At 67.8% G+C, this 13,879-nt stretch carries 16 protein-coding genes; 7 read left to right on the top strand and 9 right to left on the bottom strand.

The features are described from left to right. Positions 1 to 31 precede the first annotated feature (31 nt). The 3 genes from cysC to JZ792_RS27250 all read right to left on the bottom strand — a co-directional run bounded on the left by cysC (position 32) and on the right by JZ792_RS27250 (position 3,749). On the bottom strand, positions 32 to 1,867 hold the full coding sequence (gene cysC / locus JZ792_RS27260) for an adenylyl-sulfate kinase (protein WP_216914767.1): 1,836 nt from the start codon (positions 1,865 to 1,867) through the stop codon (positions 32 to 34). Next, complete coding sequence (gene cysD, locus JZ792_RS27255) at positions 1,867 to 2,760, bottom strand: sulfate adenylyltransferase subunit CysD (protein WP_254190428.1); 894 nt, start codon at positions 2,758 to 2,760, stop codon at positions 1,867 to 1,869. The genes cysC and cysD overlap by 1 nt, the downstream gene beginning before the upstream one ends. A 71-nt stretch (positions 2,761 to 2,831) precedes the next feature. After that, a complete protein-coding gene (locus JZ792_RS27250; protein WP_216914763.1) occupies positions 2,832 to 3,749 on the bottom strand; it encodes a helix-turn-helix domain-containing protein in 918 nt (305 codons plus the stop codon). Between the two features lie 84 nt (positions 3,750 to 3,833). Here JZ792_RS27250 and JZ792_RS27245 point away from each other — a divergent pair, with 84 nt between their 5' ends. Genes JZ792_RS27245 through JZ792_RS27235 form a run of 3 tightly spaced genes read left to right on the top strand, consistent with a single transcriptional unit; the run spans position 3,834 to position 6,951 of the window. Beyond that, positions 3,834 to 4,997, top strand: coding sequence for a hypothetical protein (locus JZ792_RS27245; protein ID WP_216914761.1), 1,164 nt, complete (start codon positions 3,834 to 3,836; stop codon positions 4,995 to 4,997). Then, positions 4,997 to 5,773 carry an SDR family oxidoreductase gene (locus tag JZ792_RS27240; protein WP_216914759.1) on the top strand — a complete coding sequence of 259 codons (777 nt, stop codon included), beginning with the start codon at positions 4,997 to 4,999 and terminating at the stop codon, positions 5,771 to 5,773. The genes JZ792_RS27245 and JZ792_RS27240 overlap by 1 nt, the downstream gene beginning before the upstream one ends. 14 nt (positions 5,774 to 5,787) lie before the next feature. Next, positions 5,788 to 6,951, top strand: coding sequence for a sulfotransferase family protein (locus JZ792_RS27235; RefSeq protein WP_216914757.1), 1,164 nt, complete (start codon positions 5,788 to 5,790; stop codon positions 6,949 to 6,951). Positions 6,952 to 7,002: 51 nt separating this feature from the next. On the opposite strand, the gene JZ792_RS27230 is transcribed toward JZ792_RS27235, so the two are convergent. Further along, entirely contained in the window at positions 7,003 to 7,668 is a 666-nt protein-coding gene (locus JZ792_RS27230; RefSeq protein WP_216914755.1) for a PaaI family thioesterase, read from the bottom strand. 267 nt (positions 7,669 to 7,935) lie between these two features. Between JZ792_RS27230 and JZ792_RS27225 the strand changes: the two genes are divergently transcribed. Beyond that, a complete protein-coding gene (locus JZ792_RS27225; protein ID WP_216914753.1) occupies positions 7,936 to 8,592 on the top strand; it encodes an HAD family hydrolase in 657 nt (218 codons plus the stop codon). 7 nt (positions 8,593 to 8,599) lie between these two features. Here the strand turns inward: JZ792_RS27225 and JZ792_RS27220 are convergent, their stop codons facing one another. Then, positions 8,600 to 9,193, bottom strand: coding sequence for a TetR/AcrR family transcriptional regulator (locus tag JZ792_RS27220; RefSeq protein ID WP_216914751.1), 594 nt, complete (start codon positions 9,191 to 9,193; stop codon positions 8,600 to 8,602). A gap of 21 nt (positions 9,194 to 9,214) precedes the next feature. On the opposite strand from JZ792_RS27220, the gene JZ792_RS27215 reads away from it, so the two are divergent. Further along, on the top strand, positions 9,215 to 9,583 hold the full coding sequence (locus JZ792_RS27215; RefSeq protein WP_216914749.1) for a hypothetical protein: 369 nt from the start codon (positions 9,215 to 9,217) through the stop codon (positions 9,581 to 9,583). Between the two features lie 121 nt (positions 9,584 to 9,704). Here JZ792_RS27215 and JZ792_RS27210 read toward each other — a convergent pair whose 3' ends face one another. From JZ792_RS27210 to JZ792_RS27200, 3 genes are all read right to left on the bottom strand, one after another. Next, positions 9,705 to 10,517 carry an ABC transporter ATP-binding protein gene (locus tag JZ792_RS27210; RefSeq protein ID WP_308165481.1) on the bottom strand — a complete coding sequence of 271 codons (813 nt, stop codon included), beginning with the start codon at positions 10,515 to 10,517 and terminating at the stop codon, positions 9,705 to 9,707. A 215-nt stretch (positions 10,518 to 10,732) separates the two neighbouring features. Next, positions 10,733 to 11,140 (bottom strand): hypothetical protein, encoded by a 408-nt coding sequence (locus JZ792_RS27205; RefSeq protein ID WP_216914746.1) that lies wholly within the window; start codon positions 11,138 to 11,140, stop codon positions 10,733 to 10,735. A 198-nt stretch (positions 11,141 to 11,338) separates the two neighbouring features. Beyond that, positions 11,339 to 12,391, bottom strand: a complete 1,053-nt coding sequence (locus tag JZ792_RS27200) for an NAD-dependent epimerase/dehydratase family protein (RefSeq protein WP_438804389.1) — start codon at positions 12,389 to 12,391, stop codon at positions 11,339 to 11,341. A gap of 192 nt (positions 12,392 to 12,583) precedes the next feature. Here JZ792_RS27200 and JZ792_RS27195 point away from each other — a divergent pair, with 192 nt between their 5' ends. Next, on the top strand, positions 12,584 to 13,231 hold the full coding sequence (locus tag JZ792_RS27195; RefSeq protein ID WP_216914744.1) for a hypothetical protein: 648 nt from the start codon (positions 12,584 to 12,586) through the stop codon (positions 13,229 to 13,231). Between the two features lie 16 nt (positions 13,232 to 13,247). Here JZ792_RS27195 and JZ792_RS27190 read toward each other — a convergent pair whose 3' ends face one another. Continuing rightward, entirely contained in the window at positions 13,248 to 13,712 is a 465-nt protein-coding gene (locus tag JZ792_RS27190; RefSeq protein ID WP_216914742.1) for a thioredoxin family protein, read from the bottom strand. Here JZ792_RS27190 and JZ792_RS27185 point away from each other — a divergent pair. Further along, positions 13,686 to 13,879, top strand: a 194-nt coding sequence (locus tag JZ792_RS27185; RefSeq protein WP_308165480.1) for a biotin/lipoyl-containing protein, incomplete at its 3' end; no start/stop codon positions are given. The genes JZ792_RS27190 and JZ792_RS27185 overlap by 27 nt on opposite strands.

Genomic DNA, 13,879 nt, shown 5'->3' with positions numbered 1-13,879 from the left:
GGCCGGTCGGTGGTCACCGAGCAGATGTCGATCAGGTCAGGTCGGCCAACCTGCCCAATATCGTCGCGGCCATCGACACCGGATCTCCGTGTTCGGGCCGCAGGATCAGATCCGGCTCGGCGGGAATCTCGTAGGGGGCGTCGATGCCGGTGAAACCCGTGATCTCGCCCGCGCGGGCCTTCGCGTACATCCCCTTCGGATCGCGGGCTTCGCAGATCTCCAGCGGCGTGTCGACGAAGACCTCGACGAACGGGATACCCGCGGCGAGATGGGCGGCGCGGACCGTCGCGCGATCGGCCCGGTACGGACTGATCAGCGAAACCACCGCCACCACACCGGCTTCGGCGAACAGGCGGGCGACCTCACCGACCCGCCTGATGTTCTCGGTCCGGTCCTCGGCGGAGAATCCGAGGTCGGAATTGAGTCCGTGCCGCAGATTGTCGCCGTCGAGCAGGAACGCGGGACGCCCGCTCGCGACCAGTCGACGCTCCAATTCCACGGCGACGGAGGACTTTCCGGAACCCGACAGTCCGGTGAGCCACACCGTCAGTCCACGGGTGGCGCGTTCGTCGCGGCCGACGGCGGTCGAATGCCACACCACCCGTGCCGACGGCAGGGTCGGGCCGGTGATCATGCCCGCCGCGACGGTGTTGTTGGTGGTGTCGTCGACCAGGATGAAACTGCCGGTTTGCCGATTGCGGCGATAGGGATCGAAGAGCAACGGGGTGCGGGTCCGCAGCTGCACGCGCCCGATCTCGTTGAGCGACAGGCTCTCTGCCGCTTCGTCGCGATGCAGCGTGTTGACGTCGAGTCGGTAGTCCAGGCTGCGGATCTCGGCGGTGGCGGTGCGGGTGGTGTGGCGCAGGGTGTAGGTGGCGCCGGGGGTGAGTTGGGTCTCGTCGGCGAACCAGCAGACCATCGCGTCGATATCGCGGCCGACCTGCGGGCGGTTGGCCGGGCGGCAGATCATGTCGCCGCGCGAGATATCGAGTTCGTCGGCGAGTTGGACGGTGACGGCCTGCGGCGGGAACGCCTCGGCGATCGGCACCCCGCCCGGTCCCCAGATCGCGGAGACGGTACTGGTCAGCCCCGACGGCAGCACCGTCACCTCGTCGCCCGGTTTGAAGACACCGCCCGCGATCGTGCCCGCGTAACCGCGGAAATCCGCCGCGTGCCTGCGGGTCACGTACTGCACCGGGAAGCGCGCGTCGATCAGATTGCGATCGGAGGCGATATGCACCTCCTCCAGGTGGTGCAGCAGCGGGGTGCCCTCGTACCAGGGCATACTCGTGCCCCTGTGCACGATATTGTCGCCCTGTAGCGCGGAGACCGGCACGAACGCGAGGTCGGAGATCTCGAGTTTGGTGGCGAATCCGGTGAAATCCCTGCGGATCTCCTCGAATCGCTCCTGCGACCAGTCGACCAGGTCCATCTTGTTCACGCACAGCACCAGGTGCGGGATGCCGAGCAGCCCGGCGAGGAACGCGTGCCGCCGGGTCTGTTCGACCACGCCCTTGCGCGCGTCGACCAGGATCAGCGCGACATCGGCGTTGGACGCCCCGGTCACCATATTGCGGGTGTACTGGATGTGGCCGGGGGTGTCGGCGATGATGAATTTGCGTCGGGGCGTGGCGAAATAGCGGTGGGCGACGTCGATGGTGATGCCCTGTTCGCGTTCGGCGCGCAGTCCGTCGGTGAGCAGAGCCAGATTCGTGTACTCGTCGCCGCGATCGCGGCTGGTGCGTTCCACCGCGGCGAGTTGATCGGTGAAGATCGTCTTGGAGTCGAAGAGCAGGCGGCCGATGAGCGTCGACTTGCCGTCGTCGACGCTGCCCGCGGTGGCGAGGCGCAGCAGGGTGGTGGCCATCAGAAGTACCCTTCTCGTTTTCGATCTTCCATGCCCGCCTCCGAGATCCGGTCGTCGGCCCTGGTCGCGCCGCGCTCGGTCACGCGGGCCGCGGCCACCTCGACGACGACCTCGTCGGGGGTCGACGCGCTCGATTCCACACATCCGGTGCAGGTCGCGTCGCCGACGGTGCGGAAGCGCACGGTCGCCTCGTAGGGCTGTTCACCGTCGAGCAGTCGCAGGAATCGGGTGTGCGCCAGCAGCATTCCGTCGCGTTGCACCACCGGTCGGCGATGCGCGTAGTAGAGCGGCGGCAGATCGATGCCCTCGGCGGCGATGTAGCTCCAGATGTCGAGTTCGGTCCAGTTCGACAGCGGGAACACCCGGATGTGTTCGCCGGGACGGTGTTTGCCGTTGTAGATGTTCCACAGCTCGGGGCGTTGGCTGCGTGGCTCCCACTGCCCGTATTCGTCGCGGAAGCTGAAGACGCGTTCCTTGGCGCGTGCCTTCTCCTCGTCGCGCCGTGCGCCGCCGAAGACGGCGTCGTAGCCGCCCTCGCGGATCGAGCGCAGCAGGGTCGTGGTCTGGAGCCGGTTGCGCGAGCCGCGCGGTCCGGTGTCCTCGACGACGCGGCCCGCGTCGATATCCTCCTGTACCCGGCCGACCATCAATCGCAGACCGAGTCGCTCGACGGTCGCGTCGCGATAGTCGATCACCTCGTCGAAATTATGTCCGGTGTCGATATGCAGCACCGGGAAAGGTAGTGGCGCGGGCCAGAAGGCCTTGGCGGCGAGGTGCAACATCACCACCGAATCCTTGCCACCGGAAAACAACAGCACCGGCCGCTCGAATGTCGCCGCCACTTCTCGGAATATATGTGCCGACTCGGCCTCGAGCGCGTCCAAGTGCGGCATCTCGTAGGTGCTCACCGTCGACTTCGCGTACTGGCTCACGTGTCAAAACTAGAACACGTTTCGGTCTTTGGTCAACGGGTCGCCGCGATGATTCGGTCCGGGGCGCGACCGCCGGAATTCTCGGTCACGGTGCGGGCCGCCTCGACCAGGGCGCCGCCGCGACGTTCGATCTCGGCCCCGGTGATCGACGCGCCGACGTACATCGTCAGCACCATGTTCTGCCTGCCGTCGGCGTCGAAGGTCGGCGCGGCGAGCAGGCTGACCGGATGTTCCTTCCTCGGCCGCAGATCGGTGCCGAGATAGACCCGCTCGCCGAGGCTCGTCACCAGTTCGCCGACCAGTTCCCGCAGCTCGTCGGGCAGATCGCGCGCGGCGACGCCCGCGAGCAGGCCGTACAGACGCCTGCCGTGGGCGGTCAGGCTCTCGATGAGATATCCGCGCTCGCGGCATTCGGCGACGACCCGGCGCAGGCGCGCCTCGTCCTGTCGCACCGGCACCGTCGGCGGGGTCGCCAGCCACGCGTCGAACGCCGCGTCGGTATCCCAGAGCACGTACATCAGCCCGACGGGCGGGGCGAACGCGTACGAGGCGCCCACCTTGACCATCCCGGGGCCGGTGCCCTCCAGTACCGCGATGCGCTCGCCGACCACCGCCGAGGCGGTGCAGGTGGTCCGGTAGCGCGCGGTCAGTTTCTCCAGTTCGGCGCGGGCCACCGCCGAGATCGCGAAACTCCGCTGCGCGACCCGTCCGGCGGCGATGAGTGCCGGACCGAGGCCGTAGGTCAGCGTTTTCGGGTCGCGCACCAGGTAGCCGCCCGCGGTGAGTTCGGTGAGTATGCCCAGGCAGGTCGGTTTGGCCAGATCGAGCGCGCGGGCCATTTCGGACAACCCGCAGCGATTCCCGCGCTGTTCGACCAGGAAATCCAGGATCTGCACCACGCGCGCCGTCGGCGCGGACCGCCGGGCGACCGGGGTAGCCGAGGAAGTCATTGACCACTCCTAGAACACGTTCTAATCTTTCTCGTATCGGAATGTACCAGAGCGGTACATATATGGAACACCGGGAGAAGTCTTTTGCTGACCCAGCCGTTCGCGGAGTCGATCGCCGCCGCCGAAGAGATCATCAAAGCCGCCCCGCACATCGACACCGAGCAGGATCTCATCGAGGGGTACGACTATCTGGCGGGCAGTATTCGCGCGTCGCTGCAATTGGCGTGGGCCTACGATCGCGATTTTCCCTTCTTCGCGATGTCCACCGGCCCGTACACGAAAATGGGCCTGGACAATCCCGACACCCTCTACTTCCACTCGTTCGTGCGCCCCGACGCGGAATATGTCGTCACCGGCACCCGCGGCACCACCCGTGACCTGAGCTTCCAGGTGCTCAACGGCAACTACTCGCCGGTCGACGTGCCCGACAGCCTCACCGCGTTCGACGATCGCGATCTCCAGATCGCGGCGGACGGCTCCTACGAGATCCGCTTCGGACCCGGCCCCAGCAAACCCGGATACGTGCAACTCGGCTCCGACGCCGCCATGCTCGTGGTGCGCGAGGTCTCCAGCGACTGGAGCAGCGAGACCGCGGGCACGATCCGCATCCAGCGGGTCGACCGCATCGGTGACGCGCCGCCCGCCCCGACCCTCGAGGTGATGGGCAAGCGTTACGCGGTCGCCGCGCGCATGCTGACCTCGCGGTTGAACACCTTTCTCGCCTTCCCGCAGTGGTTCTACCTGAACCTGCCGGTGAACACGCTCACCGAACCGCGTCCGACCCCGGGTGGGCTCGCCACCCAGTTCTCCTCGGTCGGCCACTACGACCTGACCGACGAGCAGGCGATGATCATCACGGTGCCGAAATCCGACGCGCCCTACCAGGGCTTCCAGCTCGGCAGTATGTGGTACATCTCGCTGGACTACATCAATCACCAGACCAGCCTCACCGCCGATCAGGCCCAGGTCGATCCGGACGGGCTGATCCGCCTGGTCGTCAGCGAGCGCGATCCGGGTGTGGCGAACTGGATCGAGCGCACCGGCCACGCGCGCGGATACCTGCAATTCCGCTGGCAGCGGCTCTCCCGCGACCTCGGCCCCGAGGACGGCCCGACCGTCGAACTGGTCTCGGTCGACGAACTGCCGCAACGGCTCCCGTTCTACGAGCAGGCGCGGATCTCGCCCAAGGAATGGCAGGCGCGGATCGCGGCCCGCCAGGTCGCCGTCGCGGAGAGGATGCTCGGCTGATGTTGTTGCGGGACAAGGTCGTCGTCGTCTCCGGAATCGGCCCCGGCCTCGGCCGGTCGATCGCCCTACAGTGCGCGTCGGCGGGCGCGGATCTGGTGCTGGCCGCGCGCACCGAATCGCGGCTGACCGAGGTGGCGAAGGAGGTCACCGAACTCGGCAGGCGGGCGGTGGTCGTGCCGACCGATATCAACGACGAGGCGGCGGTGGCGAATCTGGTCGAGACGGCGCGCGACGCATTCGGCCGGGTCGACACGGTGGTCAACAACGCCTTCGCCATCCCGCCGATCGCGGATCTGGTCGATGTCGATCTCGAGCAGGTGCGTGCCGGTTTCGAGACGAATGTGCTGGCGGCACTGCGGCTCACCCGATCGTTCGTACCCGCGCTGGCCGAATCGAAGGGGTCGGTGGTGATGATCAACTCCGCCGTGCTCCGGCATTCGCGGCTGACCTTCGGTCCGTACAAGATGGCCAAATCGAGTCTGCTCGCCCTCGCGCAGAGTCTGGCGACCGAACTGGGACCGCGCGGTATCCGGGTGAATACCGTTGCCCCCGGCTATATCTGGGCGGGCAATCTGAAGTGGTACTTCAATTACCTGGCCGAGCAACGCGGTATCACCGCCGAGGAGGTCTACGCGGAGACGGCGTCGACCATCGACCTGCGCAGGCTGCCCGAACCCGACGAGATCGCCGAGGCGGTGGTCTTCTTCGCGTCCTCGATGGCGCGCGCGATCACCGGGGCCTGCCTCGATGTCAACTGCGGCGAATACCACCACTGAGGAGACGGCAGAACATGATCGGCAGAGACGATGTCGGCACCGTCGACGATCTGCACGCCTCGGCCACCAAGGTGGTCGGACTGGACGATTTCGGCGATCCGGGCTATCGCGAGGGACTGCGGGTGCTGCTCGAGTCCTACGCGAAGGACGCCGAGCTGACCCCCTTCGGCAACAAGGTCAATCGCGCTTTCCTGCGCGGCGCGCTCATCGCGCGATTGCTGAGCGAGTCGGCGTGGCAACGCTTTCCCGAACACGCGGAGGTGGTGATCGATCGCCCGATCTTCGTGACCGGCCTGCCCCGTTCGGGCACGACGGCGGTGCATCGGCTGCTGAACGCCGATCCGGCGCATCAGGGCCTGGAGATGTGGCTGACCGAGATGCCGCAGCCGAGGCCGCCGCGTGAGACCTGGGCCGACGATCCGGTCTACCAGGGGATCGAGGCCGCCTTCGCGCAGCATCACGTGGAGCATCCGGAATTCATGGGCGTGCACCATATTTCGGCCGATCAGGTCGAGGAGTGCTGGCAGTTGCTCCGCCAGTCGGCCATGTCGGTGTCCTACGAATGTCTCGGCTACCTGCCCGGCTATTCGGAGTGGCTGCGCGAACAGGACTGGACCGACGCCTACCGCAGACATCGGCGCAATCTGCAATTGATCGGCCTGCCCGACGCGGACCGGCGCTGGGTGCTGAAGAATCCGAGCCACCTGTTCGCGCTCGACGCGATCTTCGAGGTGTACCCGGACGCGTTGATCATCCAGATGCACCGGGATCCGAGCACCATCATCGCCTCGGTGTGCAGCCTGAACGAGCAGGCCTCGGCGGGCTGGTCGGACAAATTCCGCGGCGCGACGGTGGGGGCGACGCAACTGGACCTGTGGGCGCGCGGGGCGGACCGGTTCCTCGCGGATCGTCGGCGCTACGACGCCGCGCAGTTCTGCGATGTCTACTACGACGATTTCGTCGCCGACCCGATCGGCACGGTCGGATCGATCTACGGACAGTTCGGGCTGGCTCTCGGCACCGAGGCCGAGGCCGCGATGGCGGCGCTGCACACCGAGAGCACCTCCGGGGCGGCCCGGCCGGTGCACCGGTACACCCTCGATGATTTCGGACTGACGGCCGAACAGGTAGACGCGCGTTTCGGCGCGTACCGCGAAGCGCATTTCCCGGGTCGGTGAGAGATCGGATCCCGCCGGTCGACCGGCGGGATCCGCGCGGAGCGGCGCCGCCTACTGCTGACCGGGTTTCAGCACGATGAACAATCCGTTCGCCTCGGCGCACAGCCGCTCACCCGCGTGGACGGTGCCGCGGACGTAGACCTTGCGACCCTCCATGCGCTCGGCCCAGGTATGCACCCGCAACTCGGTGTCCAGCGGCGTGATGGAGCGGTAGTCGATGGTCAGCGAGCCGGTCCTGGTCACGTTGCCCGAATGCACGGCCGCCGCCATACCGAGCAGCTCGTCCAATGCGATCGCGATCTGCCCGCCGTGTGCCGCGGCGTTTCCGCCCAGGTGGAAGGGGCGGAATGTCACGCGGGCGTCGACGCCGTCGCGACTCGCCTCGACGATGGTGAACGGCGGCAGGGTGATGTTTCCGCGCGAGGGCAGATCGAGGCGGGTCCAGGTGGGCGAGGACCATTCGTCGGTCACCGACGCCTCGAGTTTCTCGTTGAGCTTCTCCAGGATCGCGATGGCTTCCAACGCCTCGTCGTCGGAGGGACAGGCGAGCCGCGCGCGGTCCATCAACGTGCGGACCTGCTCGATCAGGGCGCCGAAGTGCGGCCCGCCGCGTGTGATGTCGGCGGAGTGCTCCTCGATCAGCTCCATCATCGGCCGGAAACCGCCTTCGTGGTGTTCCGCGCTCGGTAGGGCGGGTCCGGCCTGCTGTTCGCTCATGAGAACCAAGTTATCGGTTGCCGGTGGAATGCTCACGTTCGGCACCCGTCGACCCCGTCACAGTCGAGTACGTCCGCCGAGGACAGCTCCACCGGTCCGACCTCGGCGGGATCGGGGCGAGGCGGCCCGCACGCGGGTGAAAGCCGTGCCCTACGCTGGGTACCCGTTGATCCATCAGGACTTGCGAACACCCCCCGCGATGCCCGAATCGGTCCGGCTCGAGCGTCGGTCGATGCGGGCGCGTGGCCGGCGAAAGGCGTTGTACCGATGCGTATTACGGCGGTCGTCTTCGATATGGACGGCGTACTCATCGATTCCGAACCGGTATGGGAACGAGTGCGCCGCGAATATGTCGCCGAAAAGGGCGGGCGCTGGCTACCCGATACGCAGAAACGTCTGATGGGGATGAGCACGGGGGAGTGGTCGGAATATCTCAGCACCGAACTCGGTGTCGGAGACAAGCCCGCCACCGTCGCCGAGGATGTCATCGAGCGGATGGCGGCGCATTACGACCGGAAGGTGCCGTTGCTGCCCGGCGCGGTGGCGGCCGTGCAGCGGTTGAGCGAGAACTGGCCGCTCGGTGTCGCGAGTTCTTCGCCGCGCGCCTTGATCGACACGGTGCTCGGGCGTACCGGGCTGATCGAGTTCTTCGACGTCACCTTCTCCACCGAGGAGGTCGACCGGGGCAAACCCGCGCCCGACGTCTACGTCGCGGTGGCCGGATTCCTGCGCAAGAAGTCGACCGACTGTGCGGCGGTGGAGGATTCGAGTAACGGCCTGCGGGCCGCGCACGCCGCGGGCATGCGCGTCATCGCCGCGCCGAGGCCCGAGTATCCGCTCGACCCCGACGCCCGCGCGCTGGCCACCCACGTCATCGACGGACTCGACGAACTGACGCCCGCACTGGTGGCCTCGGGAAGCTGAGCCGGTCTCAGGCCCGATAGGACGCGAGCAGGGCGCGGGCGGCGGCGGTGAGGTCGGCGTCGAGCCAGTCGGGCAGGGTGTCGGCGTGCGCGTGCCTGCGCAGGGCGGCGTAGGGCAGGTCGACGATCGCGCGGCTGACGGCGTCGAATTCGCGGTCGGTCGCCCGGCCGAACAGGTCGTGGGCGATCCGGCGCAGCTGATCCATCAGCGGCGCGTTCATCTCGGTCAGGCGGGCCCGGAATTCGTCGTCGGGTCCGCCGTCGAGCAGGTCGCTGGGCCGCAGGTTCAGCAGCAGTCGCGCGTCGTCGGGTAGTTCACGACCGAATTCGATACTCGCGCGTGCCATCGCGACCCCGGCCTCGACCGCGTCCGGTTCCTCGGACGCGGCCAGAACCCGCGACTGGAAGCGTTCGAGCGCCCGCAGCCACGCGGCGGTCAGCACACCGTTGCGATTGCCGAAACGGTGATAGAGGGTGCCCACCGGCGCGCCGCTGGCCGCGGCGATGGCGGCGACGCTCGCGGCCCGGGGCCCGCTGTCCAGGACCAGGGTGCGGGCAGCGTCGAGGATCACATCGGTGGAGTGCTTGCGGGGTGGTGCCATGTACTAGTACGTTCCTTCTATATGGAGCGATTGTCCTATATCGATGAGCATGCCAGAACCGTCGACGCGAACCGCGACCGGACCTGGAAAGCGCTGCTGAAAGTCGTCTGCGATGACCCGGGCGATCCGCGCACGGTGCCCACCGGATTCGTCCTCGACTCGGCCGAGGAACCGAGCAGACTCGCGCTCAGCGGCGAACACTGGTTCTCCCGGTACGCGCTGATCTTCGAACTCGACGACGAAGGCCCGACGACCACCCGGCTGCGGGCCACGACCCTGGCGGAATTCCCCGGGATCTCGGGCCGGATCTACCGCGCGCTGGTCATCGGCACCGGCGGACATCGCGTGGTGGTCAGGCGGATGTTGCGCCGAATCGCGGACGCGGCATGATCCCGGGGCTGGTCTGGGGCGCGACCGGAGCCGAGTGCGAGATTCCACTGCCGTAAGCAATTGCTGACGCTGAAGGAGTTCGCCGAACGCGAAGCGCGAGCGACGACCGGCTGACGCGTGCTCAGTGCGGGACGTCGAGCCGCGACACCCGGGCCCGCGCGGACCATCGACCCCGGTCGTGTCCGACCTCGACCGGGTGGGAGAAGGCGGTGGTGATGTTCTCCGTGGTGACCGTCGCGTGTGCCGGACCGGCCGCGACCGTGCGCCCGTCGGCGATGAGCAGGGCGTGGGTGGTGGTGCTCGGCAGCTCTTCGAGATGGTGGGTGACCAGGATCGACGCCACCTCCGGGTGAGTGTCGTCCAGGGTGTCGATGGTCTCCAGGAGTTGTTCGCGGGCGGCGACGTCGAGACCGGTCGTCGGTTCGTCGAACAGCAGCAGACGGGGTTCGGAGATCAGCGCCCGCGCGATCAGGCTGCGTCCGCGTTCGCCCTGGGACAGGGTGGTCCAGGTGGCCTCGGACTTCCCCTTCAGCCCGACGGTCTCGATCATCGCGTCGGCGCGGCGGGACTGATCCGCCGTCGGGGTCCATCGCATCGGGGTGTCGATGGTGGCGGTGATACCGGTCAGGACGACCTCGCGCACCGTGAGGGGAGAACGCAGGGGGTGGCGCGGATTCACGTGGCCGATGGAATGACGCAACTGGGCGAGATCGACCCGGCCGAGCCGGTGGCCGAGGATGTCGACGGTGCCCGTCGTCGGAAAGGTCACGGCCGCACAGAATCCCAGCAGTGTGCTCTTACCCGCGCCGTTCGGTCCGAGCAGCGCCCAGTGTTCACCCGCGCGCACGGTGAGCGAGATCCCGTCGATGATCTGTTTGCCGTCGCGGCGGAAGGTCACCTCCGCCAGATTCAGCACGGGTCGGTCCTCGGTCACGGGTCGCGCTCCTGGCTCGTCGGATCGCGCGGCGAGCGGACGCCCGCGCGACTGGTCGACCATCGGCACGTCGTCGGGTGTGCGAAAGGTCGGTGCCAGGGTAGTCGTCGTCGCGTGGGGTGAGCCCGCCGACCTGTCGGCCCGGGGCTCCACGTCGCGGACACGACCGGCGCGGGCCGGACCGCCGATCCGGGTACGGCCCGCGAACGCCGCGACTATTGCAGGACGACGATCTTCGCCTGCCCCGAGACGACGATATTGTTCGCGTCGACCAGGGCTGCGCGTATCTGCATCAGTCCGCCGGTGTCCAGGGGCGCTTCGCCCTCGGCGGGGACGATGGTGATGGTGGCGGTCTGGGGTGTGCCGTCGCAGACGACGGCGTTCTGGACGCCGAGGGCCGCCGGGCGTTCGGCGGTCGGTTCGCCGACCATGGCCTTGACGCTGGTCACGCCGGCGTTGGCGTCGCAGCTGTAGTCGACGCCGACGGTGCCGGTGTTCGCGCTGATGACATCGATGGCGTTGGCGGCGGACGCGGGAGCGGCGAGTGCCACCGAGGCCGCGCCGATGGCGACGAACGCGGCGGAAGTGCGGGCGAGGGTGCGGAGATTTCGAGTGGTCATCATGGATCTTCGTTCCTCCTGTGAGGTGGGACGGATCTCTGACACGACGAAAGCGCGTACGGCCCTCATCCGGCAACGACACCCCATGATCCAGCCCATCGGCCACGCTCGTGGTCGAATCACGCAGACCGCGGCGTCATCGTGCTGCTGTCCGCGCTGGTGGAGGGCGTTCGTGGCATCACGGTCGACCGTAACCGCCTTCTATTCGGCGGTACCCGCAAGCGATGGGTCCATGCGCCGAGTGCGGCGTTCGACATAGAACTGTGCCGCGCGCCGGATCGCGTCGACGGTGGGGCGTGGTCGCCAGTGCAGTTCCCGCTCGGCCTTGCCGTGATCGAGCGGCGAGGTCCACCGCAGCAGTTGGACCGAGGTCGGGGTGATCGGAGAGTCGCGGCGCAGCACCCTGCGCACGATATCGCCCACGTGACCCACGGCGACCAGGAACAACGGCGGGATCCCGAGAGTGGGCGGCTTCCTTCCGACCGCCTGCGCGGCTGCGGTGTAGACCTCGCGGGTGGTCAGGAAACTCTCCGAGACGATGTAGCGTTCGCCGACCCGCCCGTGTTCGGCGGCGAGCAGCATCGCGGCGGCGGCGTCGTCCACGTCGACCACGGCCGAACCGATACCGCGGAAATACACCGGCATTCTGCCCAGGGCGGCCATCGCCACGAGCGAGCCGTGCGGTGTCGGTTGCCAGTCGTCGGGTCCGTAGGTGTTGGCGACGCACATCGCCACCGCGGGCAATCCGTGCTCGCGGCTGTAGTCGAGTACGAGCGCTTCTGCCGCGCAGCGGGATTCGATATAGGCACCGCCCCGGCCGTTCCAGTTGTACGGCGTTTCCTCGGTGGCGGGAGACCTCGCGTCGCCGACGGCGATCGTGCCGATGGTACTGGTGAAGACGAACCGGCGCAGGTCCTGTTCGATCGCGATGTCGAGCACCCGGCGCAGGCCGTCGACATTGGTGCGGAACAGCGGCGCCGGGTCCCGCAGCCAGGCGCGGGTGTCGACCACGCAGTAGTAGACGGTGTCGCAACCGGTCATCGCCGTCCGCACGGCCTGCTCGTCGAAGATGTCGCCGTAGTGTCGCTCGACGTCCAGACCCTCGAGCGGCCGGGTGGGGCTGCTGTGTCGCAGCAGTACCCGCACCCGGTCGCCGCGCTCGACGAGGTGCCGTGTCACGTGCGAGCCGAGGAATCCGCTGGCACCCATCACGAGGACGGTGCGCTCGCTGTCGTCCGTCTGGTTCGATGTCACGTCGACTCCCTGGGTCTCCGGCATTACTGTCAGACATACAGTAATGCCGATCGGCGGAGCGGGCGGCGGTACGCCGAAGATCACCGCGCGACGCGACGGCGCCCGTCGCCGAGCTTGCCACACCGCCGGTTCGGTGCGCGATTTCGCCGGTGCGCACATCGCGGCCCGGCCGCATCGGGCACACTGGGCGCGATGAGCGACGACCCGGACGAGGAATCCGGAATCCGTATCCGGACCGGTGACGGTGCCACGCTGCCCGTGCTCACCGATCCGGTACTGACCGGGCTGCTGGACGCCACGGCCGAGACCGAGCGTCCGTTCCTCGAGGTCACCCGGGGCGGCGAACGGATCAGGGCCGACCTGTTGCCCGACGGGATGTATCGGATCGCCCACCGCTCGGCCGTGGCCACCGACGAATTCGAGTTGTACACCGGCGACCCGATATTCCTGCGCGACATCGTGTTCGCCTGGATCGACCGCGATCCGTGGTGGTCGGACCGGGTGGCGTGGTCGCGTATCGATCCGGTGATCGCGGAACTGGAATCGGTGCGCGCCGAAGTGACGGATCTGCTGGACGGTTTCGGCGCGCTCGACGCTCTGACCGGCGCCATGGACGACGCGCTCACCCGCGCCGACGAACTGCTCGCCGGTGCCGACGATCCGTCGCGGTCCTTCGACAGCGAGGACATCGGCGCCGCGACCGTGCCGCTGGACGCGGGCGACGGGTTCGATACCGACGACCCGTTCGCGCGGATCGACGCACTACTCGCGATGGACCTCGACGACCCCGGCCCGTACTCGCCGCCGGACCTCGGCGAGACCGATTCGGGCGCTCTCTGATCGCCGAGATCGACGCTCAGATACCGGGCCAGCCGTAACGCGCCGGACCGGCGGCCAAGCCCGCCGTCGCGTGCGCGGGCACGGCGGCGCGCTGTTCGGTACGGCTGTGCGGGACAACCGGAGTCGCCGCCGACGCCGCTTCGGCGCGCAAGGCGTCCATATCCAGCCACCGTGCCTGCTGGACGACCTCCTCCAGCGCGTCGGCGGCCAGGAAACCCGGCTGGGAGAAGACCAGCATGCCCTCGCGGAACACCATCAGCGTGGGGAAACGGTCCACCCGCGCCATCTCGGTGAGTTCGGTTTCGGCCTCGGTGTCGACTTTGCCGTGCACGATTTCCGGATGTTCGTTCGACGACGCCTCGAACACCGGCGCGAACTGGCGGCACGGTCCGCACCAGCCCGCCCACCAGTCGACCAGCACGATGCTGTTGCCGGTGACGATCTCCTCGAAGTTGTGCTGAGTCAGGGGCACTGTCGGCACGGGGTCTTCCTCCCTGGCATTCGATTCGCGCATCGGATTTTCGCACTGGCCGATGTCGGCGAGGGAATCGCCGATGCCGTCGTGCTCGAATGGAAGGTCGCACCGGGAGATCCGGTGCACACCAACCAGACCTTGCTCGAAATCGAAACCGTCAAAGCGATCGTCGA

It is taken from the genome of Nocardia noduli (assembly GCF_019038455.1).
GTDB classification, from domain to species: domain Bacteria; phylum Actinomycetota; class Actinomycetes; order Mycobacteriales; family Mycobacteriaceae; genus Nocardia; species Nocardia noduli.
The sequence above is the reverse complement of the archived record's forward strand: the minus strand, read 5'-3'. Positions and strand labels throughout refer to the sequence as shown.

Bases quoted from the DNA above. Each gene is read 5' to 3' on its own strand.
- cysC (WP_216914767.1), bottom strand. From the start codon at position 1,867: ATGGCCACCACCCTGCTGCGCCTCGCCACCGCGGGCAGCGTCGACGAC.
- cysD (WP_254190428.1), bottom strand. From the start codon at position 2,760: ATGCCGCACTTGGACGCGCTCGAGGCCGAGTCGGCACATATATTCCGA.
- JZ792_RS27250 (WP_216914763.1), bottom strand. From the start codon at position 3,749: ATGACTTCCTCGGCTACCCCGGTCGCCCGGCGGTCCGCGCCGACGGCG.
- JZ792_RS27240 (WP_216914759.1), top strand. From the start codon at position 4,997: ATGTTGTTGCGGGACAAGGTCGTCGTCGTCTCCGGAATCGGCCCCGGC.
- JZ792_RS27235 (WP_216914757.1), top strand. From the start codon at position 5,788: ATGATCGGCAGAGACGATGTCGGCACCGTCGACGATCTGCACGCCTCG.
- JZ792_RS27230 (WP_216914755.1), bottom strand. From the start codon at position 7,668: ATGAGCGAACAGCAGGCCGGACCCGCCCTACCGAGCGCGGAACACCAC.
- JZ792_RS27225 (WP_216914753.1), top strand. From the start codon at position 7,936: ATGCGTATTACGGCGGTCGTCTTCGATATGGACGGCGTACTCATCGAT.
- JZ792_RS27220 (WP_216914751.1), bottom strand. From the start codon at position 9,193: ATGGCACCACCCCGCAAGCACTCCACCGATGTGATCCTCGACGCTGCC.
- JZ792_RS27215 (WP_216914749.1), top strand. From the start codon at position 9,215: ATGGAGCGATTGTCCTATATCGATGAGCATGCCAGAACCGTCGACGCG.
- JZ792_RS27205 (WP_216914746.1), bottom strand. From the start codon at position 11,140: ATGATGACCACTCGAAATCTCCGCACCCTCGCCCGCACTTCCGCCGCG.
- JZ792_RS27195 (WP_216914744.1), top strand. From the start codon at position 12,584: ATGAGCGACGACCCGGACGAGGAATCCGGAATCCGTATCCGGACCGGT.